Below are 18,700 nucleotides of genomic sequence, written 5' to 3' on the forward strand. Positions count from 1 at the left end.
CCTCGTGTTGAATACATCGTTACGCCAGCGAGACATCCTTCAGAAATGCTTCCACGCGCGGATGCTGGCCATCGCGCAGCGCCTGGGGTGCGTCGTCACAGACCACGCGTCCTTTTTCCATAAAGACAATTCGGTCAGAAACTTTGAAGGCAAAGTTCATCTCATGGGTCACGATCACCATGGTGATGCCCTCGCTTGCCAGGGCTTCAATCACCTGAAGGACTTCATTCACTTTTTCAGGGTCCAGCGCTGACGTGGGTTCGTCGAACAGCATGATTTGGGGGCGCATCATTAAGGCGCGTGCGATAGCCACGCGTTGCTGCTGACCACCGGAGAGCTGATGAGGGTATTTCCACGCATGTTCGAGCATGCCGACTTTGAAAAGCAGCGCGGCGGCCTGCTGCTTTAAGGCCTGGGTGGGCGCGAGCTTGTGATAGCGCGGTGCCAGCATCAGGTTATCCATAACGTTGAGGTGGCTGAACAAGTTGAAGCTCTGAAAAACCATCCCAATGTTGAGGCGGTGCTCGGTATGCTCAATGAAGCGTGGCTTACGTTGTTCTCCCTGCTGACGAAGGTGAATAAAAGGTTTTCCGTTAATACGAATCTCACCGTTATCGATCTGCTCCAGGCCGTTGAGCAGGCGAATCAGCGTGGTTTTTCCCGAGCCTGAAGGCCCGATCACCGAGACCACCTCACCAGCGTGGATCTGAAGGTTCACTGCGCCCAGTACTTCAACATTGTTGTAAGCCTTGTGAAGACGCAGGGCCTGCAACGCTGGCCCGCTGTCGTGCACTGCCTGACGAACCGGGCTCACCGCCGTGCGTTGTGCGAGGTCGAACAGTTGCGCATCGGGTTTGCCGGAAGGCTGACGCTGCGTGACGTCAAGATAGCGCTCCAGCTGCTTTAACAGGAAATCAAAGACGGTGACGATCAGCACGTAATAGAAGGCCACGGCAGCCATGGTTTCCATGACCAGAAAGTTCTGCGAGTAAAGCCGCTGGCCGACCATCAAAATTTCGGTAAGTGAGATAACAGAGACCAGCGACGTCAGCTTCACGATCGCGATGTATTCGTTCGCCAGCGCTGGCAAGGCCACACGCAGAGCCTGTGGAATAATAATGCGCCACTGAATACCGGCATAGCGTAGTCCCAGTGCCCGGGCAGCCTCGCTCTGGCCCCTGGGAATTGACAGCAGCCCGCCGCGGTGAATCTCCGCGATATAGGCGCTCTCACAAATGGTCAGCGCAATAAACCCGGCCCAAAACGGATCGCTCAATATCGCCGACGTGGCGGGCACTGCCTGAGGCAGGTTGTAAACAAAAATCAGCAGCACCAGTAAAGGCAGGCTACGAAAGAGCCAGATATAAAATCGGGCAGGCAGCGTCAACAAGGGATGGCGCGACTGCTTGGCCAGCGCCAGAATAAATCCCGCGATAATGCTCATTCCCCAGGTCAGCAGGCTCAGTTTGATGACGGTCCAGGTCGCCAGCCAAAAGTTAGCGTCGCTAAACAGACTGAACATATAGTTCCAGTTAAATGTCATGGGCTTGCTCACATTAAACAGAAGAGGGTTAGTCATTTAATTCTGTAATTCACTATGGCGGCATGACGGGAACGATAGCAATTAGTAATTTCTTTGGTTCTGATTTTAAAAAAACTATCCAATGGCTATCTGCCTTTTTAAATGACGCGTTTTTTAATATCACAGGGGAATAATTAGCGTATTGCTTCCCTTTTTGCGCTTATTTAGGGCAGGGCGCTGATCATTAAGACGCAACGTGAGAGTTATTGGTGCAATTTCTTTTTTTGAGCGTCGCGATCGGTTGCGGCTAAAAAAACAGGCGGGCGGTATTTTTGAATAAAGGGCACGCAGGCTAACTGAACGTGATGTGGCACAGCATTTGCAGCGCTACTTAGTAGAAAACGAAGCAAAGCTTCCGGGTAGCCATAAAAAACAGAGGTAACGCTATGAGTCGCTTTACACTTAAACAGCTCAGGTATTTTGTCGCCGTCGTAGAGACAGAAAGCATTGCTGAAGCTTCGCGCCAGCTGCATATCGCACAGCCCTCTATCTCTGTCTCCATTAAAAATCTGGAAGACGCCTTCGATCAGCAGCTGTTGATCCGTCATCATGCTCAAGGGGTTTCTCTGACGCCCGGTGGCCGCCGTTTTTATGAAAAAGCCCAGGAGCTGTTACGCCTGACACATGAGTTTGAGCAAAATTCACGTGCAGATAACACGCTGATTTCAGGAACGATTGCAATAGGTTGCTTCGAATCTGCGGCACCGCTGTACATGCCAAAACTGATTGCGGGCTTCAAAAAGCGTTATCCCGACATCACCATTGAACTTTACGATGGCGAGCAGCATGAACTGATGCACGGGCTCCATCGCGGACGTTTCGACCTGGCTTTCCTGTACGATCTTGAGCTGGATAACACGATACAAAAAGCGGCGTTGAACGCGCCGCATAAACCCTATGCGCTCTTACCAGTAAAGCATCCGCTGGCGCAAAAATCCCTCGTCACGTTGCGTGAGCTGAGTCAGGAACCCATGATTTTACTGGATGCTGTACCCAGCAGGAATTACTTCATCAATATTTTCAAAAGCAAAGGTTATCACCCGCAGGTTGCCTACAGTTCGCCCTCCATCGAAATGGTACGGTGCATGGTGGGGCAGGGATTAGGCTTTTCCGTGCTGGTCACCCGGCCTTACACGGATATGACTTATGACGGTGAAAAACTTGCGCAGATTGATATTGAAGATGAGATGGAAGCCTCGACGTTAATCATGGCCTGGTTAAGTCATAATGAACCGACGCGCCCAACAAAACTTTTTATGGACTATTGCCAGAATAGTGCATTAGGGCCGACGGCGTGAAAAGCAGGGTGCATTTATCGTGCAGTTCGGTAAGAAAAGGAAAAGTATTTTTGACCACGGTGTTGAGTCATTCCGCGTTGTAATCGTTGGGTGGCCATAATAATCGGCTGCACATCCTTTGCTTATTAATTTCTTATTCAGATATTAGCTTTATAATATTTTACCCATTCACTTGCCTCAAATAGTCTTGGCGCTATCGCGTGTCAGGAACACGTCATTGAAACGGCGGGCTTGAGGATGGTGGAATGACAATAACAGAGCAAGAAACAGACACCCTGGTGATTGGGGCAGGACAGGCCGGTATCGCCATGAGCGAGCATCTGGGGCGGCTCGGCATTCCGCATTGCGTGTTGGAAAAAAAACGTATTGCTGAGGCATGGCGGACCCGCCGCTGGGATTCGCTGGTCGCCAACGGCCCGGCCTGGCACGACCGGTTTCCCGGCATGACGTTTTCGGGGCAGGATCCCGACAGCTTTGTGCCTAAAGAACAGATCGCGGACTATTTTGAAGCCTATGCGCAACACATTAAAGCCCCTGTCAAGACCGGCGTCGAGGTCATCAGCGTGGCGCCTCGTGCCGGGCGCAGCGGGTTCGATGTCCTCACCTCTGAAGGCCCGCTCGTCGCTCAACGCGTGGTCGTTGCCACAGGCCCCTTTCAGAAGCCCATTATCCCCGCGATTGCGCCCACGGATGCAGGATTCACTCAATTGCATTCAGCAGACTATCGCAACCCGCAACAACTGCCTGAAGGCGGCGTGCTGGTGATCGGCGCAGGCTCGTCAGGGGTGCAGATTGCTGATGAGCTGCAGCGTGCAGGAAAAGACGTCTGGCTCTCTGTTGGGCCGCACGATCGGCCGCCGCGCCGTTATCGCAACCGGGATTTTTGCTGGTGGTTAGGTGTGCTCGGCCTGTGGGATGCTGCTGCCAGTCAACCGGGTAAAGAGCACGTCACCATTGCGGTCAGCGGCGCGCGAGGCGGCCATACCGTTGACTTTCGCAGGCTGGCGGAACAGGGCATCAACCTGGTCGGGTTAACGGAGCGCTTTTCCGGTGATGTCGTGACCTTTAAGCCCGATCTGGCGCAAAACATCGCCTCGGGTGATGAAAACTATTTATCCCTGCTTGACGCGGCGGATGCCTGGGTAAAACGGCATGGCCTGAATTTGCCCGAGGATCCGGCCGCGCGCGCGTTTCTGCCCGATCCGGAAAGCGTCTCGCATCCTGTGCAGTCGCTCAATCTCGTCCGCGCAGGGATAACCACCCTCATCTGGGCAACGGGCTATGCCACCGATTACAGCTGGCTGAAGGTTAACGCCTTTGACGAGAAGCGCAGACCCGTTCATCAACGCGGCGTTTCCACCGAGTCCGGGCTCTATTTTCTCGGGCTTCCCTGGCAGTCGCGCCGGGGGTCCTCGTTTATCTGGGGCGTGTGGCATGACGCAAAATATGTCGCCGACCATATTGCTATCCAGCGCCAGTATCAGGATTACCGTGCCGCTTCAGAAAACTGAACCAGGAGACTGTCTTTATGCCAACCCATACACGTATTCGGATGTTTAACACCAAAGAAACCTATCCCAATCAAACGCTGGACAACGATCTCTGCCAGGCCGTGCGTGCAGGTAACACGGTGTACCTGCGGGGCCAGGTCGGCACGGACTTCGACGGCAATCTGATTGGTCTGGGCGATCCGGCTGCACAGGCGGCGCAGGCGATGAAAAATGTGAAGCAACTGCTGGAAGAGGCAGGAAGCGACTTGTCGCATATCGTCAAAACCACCACCTATATTATCGATCCGCGCTACCGCGAGCCGGTGTACCGTGAAGTGGGAAAATGGCTCAAAGGCGTTTTCCCCGTCTCGACTGGTCTGGTGATTTCAGCCCTGGCGCAGCCGCAGTGGCTGATGGAAATAGATGTCATTGCGGTGATTCCGGATGACTGGAAAGGTGGAGCGACCCAATGACCTTATCGGTAACGGCACGTTGTGAAGAAACCGGTCAACTTGGCATCGCCATCAGTTCATCCAGCATCGCCGTGGGCGCGCGCTGCCCCTGGCTGCAGGCTGGCGTGGGGGCCGTATCCAGCCAGAACATTACGCTGCCTTCTCTGGGGCAGCAGATTCTGGTGTATCTGGATCAGGGCCGCGCGCTCGATGTGGCGCTCAAGCTGGCGCTGGCTGAAGACAGATTCAGTGACTACCGTCAGGTCGCCGCGATCGATATTCAGGGGAATACGGCGTTTTTCAGTGGCAGCCAAACCCTGGGGATCTGGAGCGTGGCTGAAGGAAAAAACTGTATCGCCGCAGGTAATATGTTGGCGGACAAAGGCGTGACGGCAGCAATGTGTGCGGCTTTTGCTGCGGCCTCCGGTGAACTGGCCAGCAGGCTGCTTGCGGCCCTTCAGGCCGGTGTAGCGGCGGGCGGAGAAGCCGGACCGTTACATTCTGCCGCGCTCAAACTGGTGGATGACTACACCTGGCCATTGGTGGATCTGCGCATCGACTGGACAGAAGGCGATCCTGTCGGACAACTGACGCAACTGTGGCTTGCCTATGAACCGCAGATGGAAGCCTATGTCACGCGCGCGTTGGATCCGCGTGAGGCTCCCTCCTATGGCGTGCCCGGCGATGAATGACCGTTTACGGGCGCTTCTGGCCTCACTGCTGGCCGTTGACACAACCAGCCGGGCGTCAAATCTGGCCCTGATTCAGTTTATTGACGACTACCTGACTGACAGAGGCGTGACGACGCAGTGGCTGCATGACGACAGCGGTAAAAAAGCCAATCTGTATGCGCGTCTGGGGCCGGACGGCGAGGGCGGGGTCATGCTGTCAGGGCACACGGACGTGGTGCCGGTTGAGGGACAAAACTGGTCCGTTCCGCCTTTCGCCCTGACGGAGCGTGACGGGCGATGTTATGGGCGGGGAAGCGCCGACATGAAAGGCTTTATTGCCTGCGTGCTGGCGTCGCTGGATGACTTTCTGCAACAGCCCCTCCGCATGCCCTTACATCTTGCTTTTTCCTATGACGAAGAGGTCGGCTGCCTGGGCGTGCGCTCGCTGGTGGCGATGCTCAATGCCTCAGCGGCAAAGCCCGCGATGTGTATCGTGGGTGAGCCGACCGGCATGCAGCCGGTTTACGGACATAAGGGAAAGCGGGCGGTGCGCTGCCGGGTACAGGGCCTTGCCTGTCATTCCGCCTATACGCACCAGGGCGTCAACGCGATTCACTATGCCGGGCGGCTAATTGCGCATCTTTTGCATCAGGAAGCGGCGCTCAGGCAGCAACGTGATGAACGGTTCGAACCGCCCTACAGCACGCTGCAGGTGGGCACGATTCAGGGCGGAACAGCACTCAATATTGTGCCTGAAACCTGCCAGTTTGATGTGGAATGGCGAACGCTGCCCGATACGGATGTCCAGAACCTGTATGACAGTGTGCGCCACTTCGCCGAAGCTGAGCTGATGCCTGAAATGCAGCGCATTGATCCGGTATGTCACATTGCCTTTCAGCCGCTGAGCGACTATCCCGGCTTGCTGACGGATCCGCAGACAGACTTTGCCCGCTGGCTGGCGCAGTGGAGTGGGCAAGACGACTTCACCACGGTGGCCTTTGGCACCGAAGGCGGGTTATTTAACGAGATGGGAATAGCGACCCTGGTTTGTGGGCCGGGAAGTATGGAACAGGGCCACAAAGCAGATGAGTTTGTCAGTGTTGAACAGCTTGAACGCTGTATGACGATGTTAAAAAATCTGCGCCAGTGGATGCACGCGGCCGGTTAAGCCACGCAGGGCGGAACGCCCCGTGTGGCCTGAGCCCATCCGCTCGCCGGTGCCGTTTACAACCGACCGTAAAATGTCATCCGGGCCGTCTCAGACAAGGCGATGCCGGGCGCGGTATTGTAAGCCAGCACCGCCAGCATCCGGGTCACGTCGCCTTCGGTAGGCGTCACGCGATGCAGGGAATTACGTCCCCGAAACAGCACCAGGTCACCGGCTTCAATTGCCAGCTCTTCGACGGGCTGCTGTTCATCCAGCACGTCGGCCACGCCCGGATAATTCATCTCGCCCGCATCGGCATCCCGCAGATCTTTCACATACTGAAACCGCCCGCCGCCGGTTGGTTTCTGCACCAGTAACGTGATGGCAAACGACGAGTTATCGAAATGCCATCCCAGCTCTTTCCCGTGCGAGGCATAGTGAAGGTTAATGGACGACAAAGGATCGGCGTAGGGATACAACGCCTCTTCATCAAGCACCTCACACAAAAAAGATTGAAAAAGTGCATCGTCATAGAGCTGACGCAGCGGAGAATCCGGCGCGATGACGTCATCAGTAATACAGCCCTTAGTGCTACTGACTTCGCGGTTCCGGGGATGCGTATCGCTAAACGCAGGGTCCGTTTTCATCAGGTAGACGTTATGCTTACTTTGGGTATGGTAAGCACGGTGGCGTTGCGCATCGCCTTCTGCGACGATGGCCGCTAAGGCGGCGGGCTGTAAAAAATTGCGCAGCACCAGCGCGCCCTGCTGATGAAGTTGCGTCCGACACTGTTGACGCCAGGCGTGACTGGACAGAGGATGTAAGTCAGTGCGTACCAGAGATTCAGACATCGTTTATTTCCTACGCGTGATTATTTAGTCATCACTGTAACGAGGCCCGATTGTACTGAATACCAATAAATATTTAAGACCCTGATAAGGAAGCCTTAATGCCCACGCCGTCGTTGCGCCTGCCTAAAATTAACGTTATTCAGTCATTTAAGGTCGCTGCGGAAACCGGCAGCCTGACAAAGGCGGCGGCGCAGTTGGCCTTGACGCCAGCCGCGGTGAGCCAGCAGATTCGTCAGCTGGAAGATCACCTTGGCTGCGTCCTGTTTTTACGGACTCAGCATGGTGTCATGCTGACTGAGATGGGCAGGCAGTATCTCCGCTACGTGTCGGAAGCCTTCGATATACTGCAGCTTGGCCAACGGAATATCGGGCGTAAAGATACCGCCGCCCAGCTTACGCTGTATGCGCTTCCCGCACTGGCATCAAAATGGATCCTGCCGCATTTGTCTGACTGGCGAGCGCGCTGTCCGCATGTCGGCCTCTCTCTTCATGGCACGCACGCCGACGTGGACTTCAGTAAAACCCCGGCTGATTTTGTTATTTGCTTTGGGGAAGAGGCCTATCCCAGGCTGAACAAACAGTATCTGTTCCATGATGAGGTTTTTCCGGTCGCCAGCCCCGCGCTGATCAATACCTTTGCTGCCGCAGACAGATTAAACCAGGCTCCGTTGATTCATCTCGACTGGGGGAAAGAGGGACGTTTTCTGCCGGACTGGCCTGCGTGGTTTGAGGCAAAAGGACTCCCTGAGCCCGTGGCGCAGCCCGGCCTGACGTTTAATCTGACCTCACTGGCGATTGATGCGGCGGTGGCAGGCGCGGGGATGCTGTTAGGGCAACGTCACATGATTGCCGGGGAACTGGCCCGGGGCGAGTTGGTGGCGATCGATTCCTTATGTCTGCCGCTCAGTAAACCCTATTATCTTGCCTGGCCTGCGCGGACAGCCAGCCAGGAGGGAAGTGAGGAGATGATTGCCTGGCTGCGGGAACGCGCGGCAGAGCGCGGTCCCGCCGGAAAGCCAGCCGGGGATGCCGCCTCCCTTTCCTGAGGGGCCTGCACTGGTCACCGGGACGATGATCGACCAGCATGAAGGTGAGGCATCCTTGCCTCTGGCGCAATGGTTCGGTTTAACTCATCAGACTGACCTGGGCCGCGACGATGCGCCAGCCTGAGGGGAATTTCACCCAGGTTTGTTGCTGACGGCCAATTTTCTCCGTGCCTGCACGGGTGAATTCGGTACTGCACACGGCAAAGGCATCGCCAAAGGTGGTGATCACCGTATTCTGTAAGGTGCGATCCAGCCCCGCCGAAGGGCGGGCGGCACGGAAAGCGCGAATCTCATCAATGCCGTACAGGTTCTCTCCGGCACCCAGCCGCACCGTTCTGGCATCGTGCCAGAACAGCGCATCCAGAACGGCAATATCGTTGCCCGTCAGCGCCTGTTCGTAACGGTAAAAGGCGGCGGTTACGGCATCCAGCACGTCGGGGCGGTTAATCTCTTCAGTATTCATCAGGCTCCAGCCATACAGGTAGGCGAAAATGTCAGACCTTGTTGTTCAAGGGCAAAGGCGGCTCGTAATACCGCCTGTTCGTTAAACGGCGCACCGATAAGCTGCACACCAATCGGCAAGCCGCTTGCCGTGGCCAGTGGAACAGTACAGACGGGCAGGCCGAGAAAAGAGATCGGTTGGGTTAACATGCCCATGCTGGCCTTGGTCGGCAAGTTCTGGCCGTTGATGGCGATGGTTTCCTGACCTATCAGCGGCGCGCTGCAAGGGGTGGCGGGGGCGATCAGGACATCAAACCGCTCAAACAACGGCAGTATTTGCTGTTGGAAATGACGACGGAAGCGTTGCGCCTGCACATACCACGCACCCGGCAGCATCGCGCCCGCCAGCAGGCGCTCACGGGAATGAGGTTCGAACCGTTCAGGTTGCTGACGCAGCGCCGGCAGATAGTGATTGCCGCCTTCTGACGCGGTCATAATAAAGGCGGCTGAGCGGGCCAGTTCGGCTTCCGCCATAATCACTTCCTCACTAGCCTGCAACGCGGTCGCGATTTGAATCTGCGCGGCACGGGCATCATGATCACACCACGTCGAAAAGAAGCCGCCCAGAACCGCACAGCGCAAATCCTGTGCCCCCCGTTCCAACTGAGGCCGCGTGGGTGCCTGAGGCCGATCGGCCTGAAAGGCATCCATGCTGTCTTTACCCTGCAGGAGATCGTAAACCTGCGCCAGATCGTCAACGCGGCGGGCAAAGGGACCGATGTGATCCAGACTGGCGACAAACGGATGGCTACCGCTGCGGGACAGGCGACCAAAGGTTGGCTTCAGGCCAAAGATGCCGCACAGGGAAGCCGGCACGCGTATCGATCCATTGGTATCCGTGCCCAGCGAGAAAGGCACCAGTCCGGCCGCCACGGCTGCCGCTGAACCGCCGGAGGATCCCCCGGCGATCCGCGCCAGATCATGCGGATTGCGCGTGGCGCCATAGTGGCTGTTTTCAGTGGTAAAACCGTAGGCATAGGCATCCATATTCACCATGCCAGAAAGCAGGGCGCCGGCCTGTTGCAGTTGGGTGATGGCAAAGGCGTCACGGTTGGCTGCCGGGCGCTGACGAAATAATTCAGCCCCAGCCAGGGTTGAGTAACCCTGCACATCAAACAGGTTTTTTACCGCATAGGGAATGCCCGCCAGCGGCGGTAACATCTCACCGCGCAGGTGCTGTTTATCAATCGCATCCGCTTCCTGCAACATTCGCGTTGAAGTGATATCCGTCCAGGCATTAAGCTGCGGATTCTGTTTCTCAATCGCGGTCAGCGTCTGCTCCGCCACTTCACGCGCACTGATCTCTCCCTGCTGAATCTTCTGCTGAAGTGCCTGAATGGAAACCTCGCTCAGCCTCATGCGTTGTACACTCCTGCAACTTCAAGACGATCGTCCAGCGGATAAGCCATCAGCGGGGCCGCCATATCGGCAATGCGCGTCATCTGGACCAGCAGGGCTGCACGGCGTGCGTCGTCCAGCTCCAGATGAAGAATGTGTTCCATTTGGGCGATATAGGTTGCCCACTCAATGTGATTCATAACGTACTCCTGTCAAAAACCGGCGGCGCTGCCGTTGCTACGCGGATCGCTTGCGCCTTCGAACATACCGTTGTTGTGACGAACAATCGCACCTGCATGGCCGACGACTTCACTGAATGGCGGAAGTGACTCCACCTCATGGCCTAACTGACGTAACCGCTCCAGCGTTTCTGGCGCGAAGCGACTCTCCAGCTTGAGGGAATCCGAGGTCTGTCCCCACGTTCGGCCCAACAGCCAGCGGGGTGCGCTGACCGCCTGTTGCAGCGGCAGGCGCTGGATCACATGGCGGGTAAAAATGGCAGCCTGGGTCTGGGGCTGTCCGTCACCGCCCATGGATCCATATACCATCGTCCGGCCGTCTTTCAGGCGCGCCGCGGCAGGGTTCAGCGTGTGGAAAGGTTGTTTACCCGGGGCGAGTGCCAGCAGGTGATCGGGATCGAGGCTGAAAGCCGCCCCGCGGTTTTGCCAGACGATCCCGGTGCCGGGCATCACCACGCCACTGCCAAATTCATGATAAATGCTCTGGATAAAAGAGACGGAAAGGCCGCTGCTGTCCATGACGCCCATCCAGACCGTATCGCCGGGGCCTCGTCCGGTTCCCCATGGCGCGGCGCGGTTATCATCAATCTGGCTGGCGATCGTTGTGAGCAGATCGCTGTCGAGCAGCGCCTGCAGATCGTCCACCACATGACGGGGATCGGTGATGTGCCGATCGCGTAAAGCAAACGCTTTTTTTGTCGCCTCAACGATGCGGTGAATGGTTTGTGCTTCATCGGCATTCGCCATATCCAGATGATCGGTAATGCCCAGGATCGCCAGAGAAACCAGCCCCTGCGTCGGCGGTGTGATATTCCAGATATCGCCTTCGCTATGTCTGACATGCAATGGCTTGACCCGACTGGCCCGCTGCTGCTGTAAATCGGCCAGGGTAACGGGAATGCCCAGGTTGACCATCTCGCCAGCCAGATGGTGCGCCAGCGTGCCGCGATAAAAGCTTTCCAGCCCTTCTTCACTTAACAGGCTGAGCGTGCGCGCCAGATCGGGTTGGGTGAAACGACTGCCTTCCGCCGGAACATCCCCGTCCGGCAAAAACAGGGCGGAAAAGCCGGGCTGATGCTGGAGCTCTTCGCGCTTGCTACGGGTGGCCGCGGCCTGCGAGGCCGTGACCGGAATGCCGTCTGCCGCGTAACGCACCGCGTCACGCAGTAATCGTGCCAGGGGCAGGGGCGTGCCGCCCAGCTCGGCTGACAGCGCCAATGCCTCATGCCAGCCGCTCACCGTGCCCGCCACCGTTAATGCGGCTTTTGGCCCGCGATGTGGAATTTGCGTTTCACCCTGATAGAAGTCGATATTTGCAAGAGAACCCGCTCTGCCGCTGGCGTCGATAGCAATGGGGTCGCCCTTACCCGGCATTATCAGCCAGAAACCGTCCCCGCCCAGGCCGTTCATATGCGGATAGACGACGGCAATAGTCGCAGCAGCGGCCACCATTGCCTCAATCGCATTGCCGCCTTCACGCAGCACCGCCAGCGCACTTTCACTGGCCAGATGATGAGGCGTTACCGCCATGCCCAGCGGGGCCATATTGCTCTGAATCATGCTCTTCTCATTGTGTTATTCAGGGTACAGAACCAATAACTAAGCAAGAGCCGTTCCAGTTTTTATCGCCGCTAAGGATCGGAACCGGTTTATCTGGCCCAAATTATGCTAGCTTCTGTTAAACCCCGCGGTTGAAACAAAAGTTACAGGACCAGAATGAAACAGCTTGATGAACGGCTCAAAACCCATTACCCCCAGCTTTCGCCGCAGGAGCAGCGCATTGCCGACTTTATCTTTGACCACTTCGACGATCTGATTAGCTATAACAGCGCCGAGCTGGCGCGCCTGAGCGGCGTGTCAAAAGCGACCGTCAGCCGGCTATTTAAACGGCTCGGTTATGACAAGTACAAAGATATGCGCGATGAGCTGCGTACCCTGCGCCAGAGCGGGATGCCGCTGACGGATAACCGCGATGCCGTGCAGGGCAATACCTTACTGTCGCGCCATTACAAGCAGGAGATGGCCAACCTGACACAGTGGGTAAACAGCATTGATGCCCGGCAGTTTACTGAGGTGATCGCTCAACTGGCTCAGGCGAAACGTATCTACATTGTCGGCATGCGCAATGCCTATCCGGTGGCGCTGCACCTGCGCCAACAGCTGATCCAGACGCGTTCGCAGGTGCATATCCTGCCCCAGCCGGGACAGACGCTGGCCGAGGACCTGGTGGATATAACGCCTGAGGATATGGTCGTGGTTATCGCCTTCCGGCGGCGCACCCGCATTATCCAGCCGCTGATGCAGCAGTTGCAAAGCGCCGCTATTCCCGTGCTGGCGCTGTGCGAGCCTCAGGCACAGAGCGTTATCGCCCTGGCGCGCTGGCAGTTTTGCGCACCGCTGGACAGCGTGTCAGCGTTTGACAGTTACGCGTCGGCCATGAGCCTGATCAACCTGCTTGCCAATGCCTTGCTGCATGAACTGCTGTCAGACGGACGCCAGCGCATTCACCATATTGCCGATCTTTATCACCATCTTGACGAGCTGGAGCACCGTTAACAGGCACCGTTTTGGTGCTTTGCCCCGTTTTGGAACGTCCTGCGGGGCAACGTCTGATGCCTCTGTATCGCTATAAATAGCGCTTAGCAGCCATTAAGTCGCATTTTTCAGCGTGCGTCCGCGTTGGCACATTAGTTGCAGAATGCCTTCAATAAGAATCTTTTGTTTCACATAATCTCACCGGGGTGCATAATGAAAAAAGTTCTGATGGCGGTCGCAGCAGCGGCAGTATTGATGGTGCAGGCGGGCAACGTGTTGGCCGATCAACTGCAGGATATCCAGAAACGCGGCGTGCTGCGGGTTGCGGTACCGCAGGATTTCCCGCCGTTTGGCTCAGTGGGAACCGATCTGCAACCCCAGGGCTATGACATCGACATGGCGAAGTATCTGGCTAAGCAGATGAAACTTAAGTTGCAGCTGGTGCCGGTCACCAGCGCGAACCGCGTACCTTACTTGCAAACGGACAAAGTTGACCTGGTGATCTCCAGCATGGGGAAAAACCCGGAACGCGAAAAGGTGATCGACTTTAGCCGGGCCTATGCGCCGTTCTTCCTGGGCGTTTTCGGTCCTAAAGGCGATCATCTGAAGGATGCCGCAGCACTGAGCGGTAAATCTGTTGGCGTCACCCGCGGTGCGGTAGAGGACATGGTACTGAGTGAGGTAGCCCCTAAGGATGCGCAGGTGAAACGTTATGAAGATAACAACACCACCTTATCCGCTTACCTCTCCGGCCAGGTGCAGTACGTGGCAACGGGTAACCTTGTGGTCGCGGCCATTACGCGTCAGAACCCGGCAAAAGCCCCTGTTGCGCAATTTATGCTGAAAGACTCTCCGTGCTATATCGGATTGAAGAAAGACGAGCCGGCGCTGAAAGACAAAGTGAATACGCTGATCGAGCAGGGCATTAAAGACGGCACGCTGAATAAAATGTCCGAAGAGTGGCTGAAAGCGCCGCTGCCAGCCAACCTGGGCGCATAAGGACGGAGCAATGACCGGGCAACTTAATTTCCCTGCATTGTGGCCGTACTGGCCGGAGTTGCTCTCCGGCCTGTGGGTAACGATCCAGTTAACCGTGCTGGCAACGGTCGGGGGCGTCAGTATCGGTATCATCGGCGCGGCGCTGCGCAGTGGTAAACCCAGTTGGTTAAGCCGCCTGTGGGGCCTCTATGTTGAACTGATACGCAACACGCCGTTTGTGGTGCAGCTGTTCTTTATTGTGTTCGGCTTGCCGAACCTGGGGCTGAAACTCACGGCGGGTGAAGCCGCGCTGCTGGCCATGCTGGTTAACCTGGGGGCTTACAGTACGGAAATTATCCGTGCCGGTATTCAGGTCACGCCAAAAGGGCAGTGGGAAGCCGGTCGGGTTCTGGGGTTGACGCGCAGCCAGACGTTTTTACGCGTGGTTTTGCCGCCGTCGCTGCAGCGGATTTATCCGGCGCTGGTGAGCCAGTGCATCATTGTCATGCTGGGATCGTCGGTGGTTTCGCAGGTCTCCTACGAGGAACTGACCTTCGCCGCCAACCTGATTCAGTCGCGCACCTTTTTGAGCTTTGAAGTCTACTCGGTGACCACGCTGATTTACCTGGCGTTGTCGATTGTGATGCGTCAGCTGCTGCTGGCGATTGGCCGCAAATGGCTGGGGGGGCAGGCATGATGACAACCTTTACTGACTGGGACATCCTGCGCAATCTGCTGCTGGCGGCTCGCTGGACCATCGCGCTGTCGCTGGTGGCCTTTTTAGGCGGCACGCTGGTCACGCTGCCGCTGCTGTTTTTACGCCTGTTAAAGCGTAAATGGCTGACGCGCGTGATCCGTGCCTATACCGAACTGTTCCAGGGCACGCCGCTGCTGATGCAGCTGTTTCTGGCTTTCTTTGGCGTCGGACTGTTCGGTATCGACGTCGCGCCCTGGACCGCCGCCTCGCTGGCGCTGACCTTTTATACCAGCGCGTTTCTGCTGGATATCTGGCATGGCAGTATTCAGGCCCTGCCCAAGGGCCAGTGGGAAGCATCACGCTGCCTCGGGCTTGATTTTGGTCAGACGCTGACGCGGGTCATCGCACCCCAGGCGATTCGCATTGCGATTGCCCCCACGGTGGGATTTGCGGTGCAGGTGATCAAAGGCACGGCGCTGGCATCCATTATCGGGTTCGTCGAGCTGACCAAGGCCGGCACCATTCTGAATAACGTGACCTATCAGCCCTTTAAAGTCTTTGGGCTGGTGGCACTGGGCTATTTCCTGCTGTGTTATCCGCTGTCGCGTTACAGCCAGTATCTGGAGAAAAAATTTAATGCCGCTCATCACCATTAATCAGGTGCAGAAGTATTACGGCACCAACCACGTTCTCAAAGGCGTGGATCTGGATATCGATATGGGAGAAGTGATCTCCATTATCGGGCGCAGCGGTTCAGGCAAAAGTACGCTGTTGCGCTGCATGAACGGGCTGGAAGGCTATCAGGATGGCAGCATTAAACTCGGCGGTATGACGATTACCGACCGTGATTCCCAGGCGCGGGAAATCAGCCGCTCAGTCGGCATGGTGTTTCAGAACTTCAATCTGTTCCCGCATATGACGGCGCTGGAAAACGTCATGCTGGCGCCGCGTCGGGTACTGAAAAAAAGCCAGGCAGAGTGCCGCGAACTGGCGGCGCGCATGCTGGATAAAGTGGGGCTGGGCGAGCGGCTGGATTATTACCCTTCCAGCCTGTCTGGTGGTCAGCAGCAGCGCGTTGCCATTGCCCGCGCGCTGGCGATGGAACCCCGCGTCTTACTGTGTGATGAGATTACCTCTGCACTGGATCCTGAGCTGGTCGGTGAAGTGCTAAAAGTGCTGGAACAGCTTGCCGCCGAGGGCATGACGTTGATTCTCGTCACCCATGAAATGAACTTCGCCCGCGACGTGGGCGATCGTGTGGTCTTTATGCATCAGGGGCGCGTCTGGGAGCAGGGCGACAGTAAAACGCTGTTCGCTTCTCCACAGACGGCGGAGCTAAAGCAGTTTATTTCCTCTGTGCGTCTTTGAGTGCTTAACAAGGAATTCACTATGGATATCTCTCAATTTCCGCAAATTAATCCTCCTCAGCGTCTGTTAATGGGGCCTGGCCCTATCAATGCCGATCCGCGCGTGCTGCGTGCGATGTCGAGCCAGCTGCTCGGGCAATACGATCCGGCCATGACGCACTATATGAATGAGGTGATGGCGCTGTATCGTGGCGTGTTTCGCACGGAAAACCGCTGGACGTTACTGATTGACGGCACCTCACGCGCCGGTATTGAGGCAATTCTGCTGTCGGCGATTCGCCCCGGCGATAAAGTGCTGGTGCCGGTCTTTGGCCGTTTTGGTCATCTGCTGTGTGAAATTGCCCGCCGCTGCCGTGCCGATGTGCACACGATTGACGTGCCATGGGGCGAGGTCTTTACGCCAGACCAGATTGAAGACGCCATCAAAAAAGTCAAACCGCGCCTGTTGCTGACCGTGCAGGGCGATACCTCGACCACCATGCTGCAGCCGCTGGCTGAGTTGGGTGCCATCTGCAAAAAATATGGCGTGCTGTTCTATACCGATGCGACGGCGTCGCTGGCGGGCAATGCGCTGGAAACCGATGCATGGGGACTGGATGCGGTCTCCGCGGGCATGCAGAAATGCCTGGGCGGCCCGTCCGGAACCTCCCCGATCACGTTGAGCGATGAGATGGCGGCGATAGTCCGCAAGCGCAAATGCGTGGAGCAGGGGATCCGCACCGACGCGCATCAGGACGGTGACGACGAGATGATCTACTCCAACTATTTCGATCTCGGCATGATCATGGACTACTGGGGCCCGGAACGGCTCAATCACCATACTGAAGCCACCAGCGCCCTGTTCGGCGCGCGTGAGTGTGCGCGTCTGATTCTGCAGGAAGGGCTGGACAACGGCATTGCCCGCCACCAGCTTCACGGCGAGGCGATGCTGAAAGGCATTCAGGGAATGGGGCTGGAAACCTTTGGCGATCTCAGTAACAAGATGAGCAATGTCCTGGGCGTGGTGATTCCCCTGGGCGTCAATGGCGATGAAGTGCGTAAGCTCATGCTGGAGGATTTTGGCATTGAGATCGGCACATCCTTTGGCCCGCTGCATGGCAAAGTGTGGCGCATCGGCACCATGGGTTATAACGCGCGTAAAGACTGCGTGATGCAAACGCTGGCGGCGCTGGAAATGGTCCTGTCCCATGTCGGTTATCGTACGCCACAGGGGGCCGGTTCGCAGGCGGCATGGAACCACTATGGGAGCCATGCATGATGATGAATGCCAGCGAGGCTCAGATTGCCGCCCGGCGCGTGATGGCGCGCTGTGATGCGCTGGCTGAGATCAGTGAAAGCGATCAGGGCCTGACACGGGTTTACCTGTCGCCAGAGCACCTGCGGGCCAATGCGCGCGTGGGCGAATGGATGCAGGCTGCCGGTATGACGGTCTGGCAGGATGAGGTGGGCAATATCTGCGGTCGCTATGAGGCCGCGCAGCCCGGCGCTCCCGCACTGTTATTGGGTTCGCATCTGGACACGGTACGCAACGCCGGCCGCTATGACGGGATGCTGGGCGTGCTGAGCGCCATTGAAACCGTCCAGTGGCTGCACGATCGCCAGCGTCGATTGCCGCTGGCCATTGAAGTCATCGGCTTCGGGGATGAAGAGGGCACGCGCTTTGGCATCACGTTGCTGGGCAGTCGCGGCATTACCGGCACCTGGCCTGACAGCTGGCCGACACATCCTGACGGCAACGGCATCACGGTTTCCCAGGCGATGAGCGACGTGGGGCTGGATGCCAGTCAGATCCAGCGTGCCGCGCGCAACGTCAGCGATATCGTGGCCTATCTGGAGCTGCACATTGAGCAGGGACCTTGCCTGGAGCAGGAAGATCTCGCGCTCGGGGTGGTCACGGCGATCAACGGTGCCCGTCGCCTGAACTGCTGCTTTACGGGCGAGGCGGGCCATGCCGGTACGGTGCCGATGAAGCATCGTAAAGATGCCCTGGCGGCCGCGGCGGAATGGATGGTGTTTATTGAACACACGACGCGCGAACAGCCGGGGCAGTTAGTGGCAACGGTAGGCACGCTCAACTGCGCACCGGGCGCGGTCAACGTTATTCCGGGCGAGGTGAATCTGTCGCTGGATGTGCGCGGGCCCGAAGACGCACCGCTTGAAGCGCTGCTGTCCGCCTTGCTGACCCAGGCGGAAGCCATAGCGCTGCGTCGGGGATTAACCTTCGAATCTCATGAGTATTACCGCATTGCGGCGACGGCCTGCGATGCCGGATTGCAACAGGCGTTGAGCCACGCGGTTGAAACCGTACAGGGGCGCAGCCTGGCCCTGCCCAGTGGCGCAGGCCATGATGCTATCGCAATCGCAGAACGCTGGCCGGTAGGCATGCTGTTTGTGCGTAACCATCGCGGTATCAGCCACCATCCGGCCGAATCGGTCAATGAAGCCGATGTCGCTCCCGCGGTTCAGGCCTATTTGCAGACGATATGTCACCTTGCGGAGCAGCATTAA

19 protein-coding genes are annotated in these 18,700 nt (G+C 57.1%); 13 read left to right on the forward strand and 6 right to left on the reverse strand.

The features are described from left to right. Nucleotides 1-19 precede the first annotated feature (19 nt). Nucleotides 20-1,543: an amino acid ABC transporter permease/ATP-binding protein gene (locus tag ACPXSQ_RS00125; protein WP_014606526.1), complete on the reverse strand. Its 1,524-nt coding sequence runs from the start codon at nt 1,541-1,543 to the stop codon at nt 20-22. A gap of 425 nt (nt 1,544-1,968) precedes the next feature. Here ACPXSQ_RS00125 and ACPXSQ_RS00130 point away from each other — a divergent pair, with 425 nt between their 5' ends. From ACPXSQ_RS00130 to argE, 5 genes are all read left to right on the forward strand, one after another. Next, entirely contained in the window at nt 1,969-2,880 is a 912-nt protein-coding gene (locus ACPXSQ_RS00130) for a LysR substrate-binding domain-containing protein (protein ID WP_013024740.1), read from the forward strand. A 245-nt stretch (nt 2,881-3,125) separates the two neighbouring features. Continuing rightward, entirely contained in the window at nt 3,126-4,391 is a 1,266-nt protein-coding gene (locus ACPXSQ_RS00135) for a flavin-containing monooxygenase (RefSeq protein WP_013024741.1), read from the forward strand. Between the two features lie 17 nt (nt 4,392-4,408). Then, entirely contained in the window at nt 4,409-4,843 is a 435-nt protein-coding gene (locus ACPXSQ_RS00140; protein ID WP_013024742.1) for a RidA family protein, read from the forward strand. Then, the gene (locus tag ACPXSQ_RS00145) at nt 4,840-5,514 is read left to right on the forward strand and encodes a DUF1028 domain-containing protein (protein ID WP_014606524.1); all 675 of its coding nucleotides are present in this window, start codon (nt 4,840-4,842) and stop codon (nt 5,512-5,514) included. The genes ACPXSQ_RS00140 and ACPXSQ_RS00145 overlap by 4 nt, the downstream gene beginning before the upstream one ends. Further along, complete coding sequence (argE, locus tag ACPXSQ_RS00150; protein ID WP_426142430.1) at nt 5,492-6,661, forward strand: acetylornithine deacetylase; 1,170 nt, start codon at nt 5,492-5,494, stop codon at nt 6,659-6,661. The genes ACPXSQ_RS00145 and argE overlap by 23 nt, the downstream gene beginning before the upstream one ends. Before the next feature lie 56 nt (nt 6,662-6,717). Here argE and ACPXSQ_RS00155 read toward each other — a convergent pair whose 3' ends face one another. After that, complete coding sequence (locus ACPXSQ_RS00155) at nt 6,718-7,491, reverse strand: 2OG-Fe(II) oxygenase family protein (RefSeq protein ID WP_015700904.1); 774 nt, start codon at nt 7,489-7,491, stop codon at nt 6,718-6,720. Between the two features lie 98 nt (nt 7,492-7,589). Between ACPXSQ_RS00155 and ACPXSQ_RS00160 the strand changes: the two genes are divergently transcribed. After that, nucleotides 7,590-8,537, forward strand: a complete 948-nt coding sequence (locus ACPXSQ_RS00160; protein ID WP_426142432.1) for a LysR substrate-binding domain-containing protein — start codon at nt 7,590-7,592, stop codon at nt 8,535-8,537. A 79-nt stretch (nt 8,538-8,616) separates the two neighbouring features. Here ACPXSQ_RS00160 and hpxZ read toward each other — a convergent pair whose 3' ends face one another. The 4 genes from hpxZ to ACPXSQ_RS00180 are packed head-to-tail and all read right to left on the reverse strand — an operon-like array spanning nt 8,617 to nt 12,175. Then, a complete protein-coding gene (gene hpxZ / locus ACPXSQ_RS00165; protein WP_014606520.1) occupies nt 8,617-9,000 on the reverse strand; it encodes an oxalurate catabolism protein HpxZ in 384 nt (127 codons plus the stop codon). Then, nucleotides 9,000-10,397: an AtzE family amidohydrolase gene (locus ACPXSQ_RS00170; RefSeq protein WP_426142434.1), complete on the reverse strand. Its 1,398-nt coding sequence runs from the start codon at nt 10,395-10,397 to the stop codon at nt 9,000-9,002. The genes hpxZ and ACPXSQ_RS00170 overlap by 1 nt, the downstream gene beginning before the upstream one ends. Continuing rightward, complete coding sequence (gene hpxX / locus ACPXSQ_RS00175; RefSeq protein WP_013024749.1) at nt 10,394-10,576, reverse strand: oxalurate catabolism protein HpxX; 183 nt, start codon at nt 10,574-10,576, stop codon at nt 10,394-10,396. Before hpxX ends, ACPXSQ_RS00170 begins: the two co-directional genes overlap by 4 nt. 12 nt (nt 10,577-10,588) lie before the next feature. Further along, entirely contained in the window at nt 10,589-12,175 is a 1,587-nt protein-coding gene (locus ACPXSQ_RS00180; protein ID WP_014592991.1) for a gamma-glutamyltransferase family protein, read from the reverse strand. Nucleotides 12,176-12,331: 156 nt separating this feature from the next. Between ACPXSQ_RS00180 and hpxU the strand changes: the two genes are divergently transcribed. From hpxU to hpxK, 7 genes are all read left to right on the forward strand, one after another. Beyond that, a complete protein-coding gene (gene hpxU / locus ACPXSQ_RS00185; protein WP_029569679.1) occupies nt 12,332-13,171 on the forward strand; it encodes a MurR/RpiR family transcriptional regulator HpxU in 840 nt (279 codons plus the stop codon). A gap of 192 nt (nt 13,172-13,363) precedes the next feature. Then, entirely contained in the window at nt 13,364-14,149 is a 786-nt protein-coding gene (locus ACPXSQ_RS00190; RefSeq protein ID WP_014592993.1) for a transporter substrate-binding domain-containing protein, read from the forward strand. A 10-nt stretch (nt 14,150-14,159) separates the two neighbouring features. Beyond that, nucleotides 14,160-14,825 carry an amino acid ABC transporter permease gene (locus ACPXSQ_RS00195; protein WP_426142438.1) on the forward strand — a complete coding sequence of 222 codons (666 nt, stop codon included), beginning with the start codon at nt 14,160-14,162 and terminating at the stop codon, nt 14,823-14,825. Further along, on the forward strand, nt 14,825-15,481 hold the full coding sequence (locus tag ACPXSQ_RS00200; RefSeq protein ID WP_024471625.1) for an amino acid ABC transporter permease: 657 nt from the start codon (nt 14,825-14,827) through the stop codon (nt 15,479-15,481). Before ACPXSQ_RS00195 ends, ACPXSQ_RS00200 begins: the two co-directional genes overlap by 1 nt. After that, nucleotides 15,462-16,193, forward strand: a complete 732-nt coding sequence (locus tag ACPXSQ_RS00205) for an amino acid ABC transporter ATP-binding protein (protein WP_426142440.1) — start codon at nt 15,462-15,464, stop codon at nt 16,191-16,193. Before ACPXSQ_RS00200 ends, ACPXSQ_RS00205 begins: the two co-directional genes overlap by 20 nt. Nucleotides 16,194-16,214: 21 nt before the next feature. Further along, on the forward strand, nt 16,215-17,450 hold the full coding sequence (locus ACPXSQ_RS00210) for a pyridoxal-phosphate-dependent aminotransferase family protein (RefSeq protein WP_288492585.1): 1,236 nt from the start codon (nt 16,215-16,217) through the stop codon (nt 17,448-17,450). After that, on the forward strand, nt 17,447-18,700 hold the full coding sequence (gene hpxK, locus ACPXSQ_RS00215; RefSeq protein ID WP_014606513.1) for an allantoate amidohydrolase: 1,254 nt from the start codon (nt 17,447-17,449) through the stop codon (nt 18,698-18,700). Before ACPXSQ_RS00210 ends, hpxK begins: the two co-directional genes overlap by 4 nt.

Source organism: Pantoea sp. EEL5, from assembly GCF_049892805.1.
Lineage (GTDB): Bacteria > Pseudomonadota > Gammaproteobacteria > Enterobacterales > Enterobacteriaceae > Pantoea > Pantoea ananatis.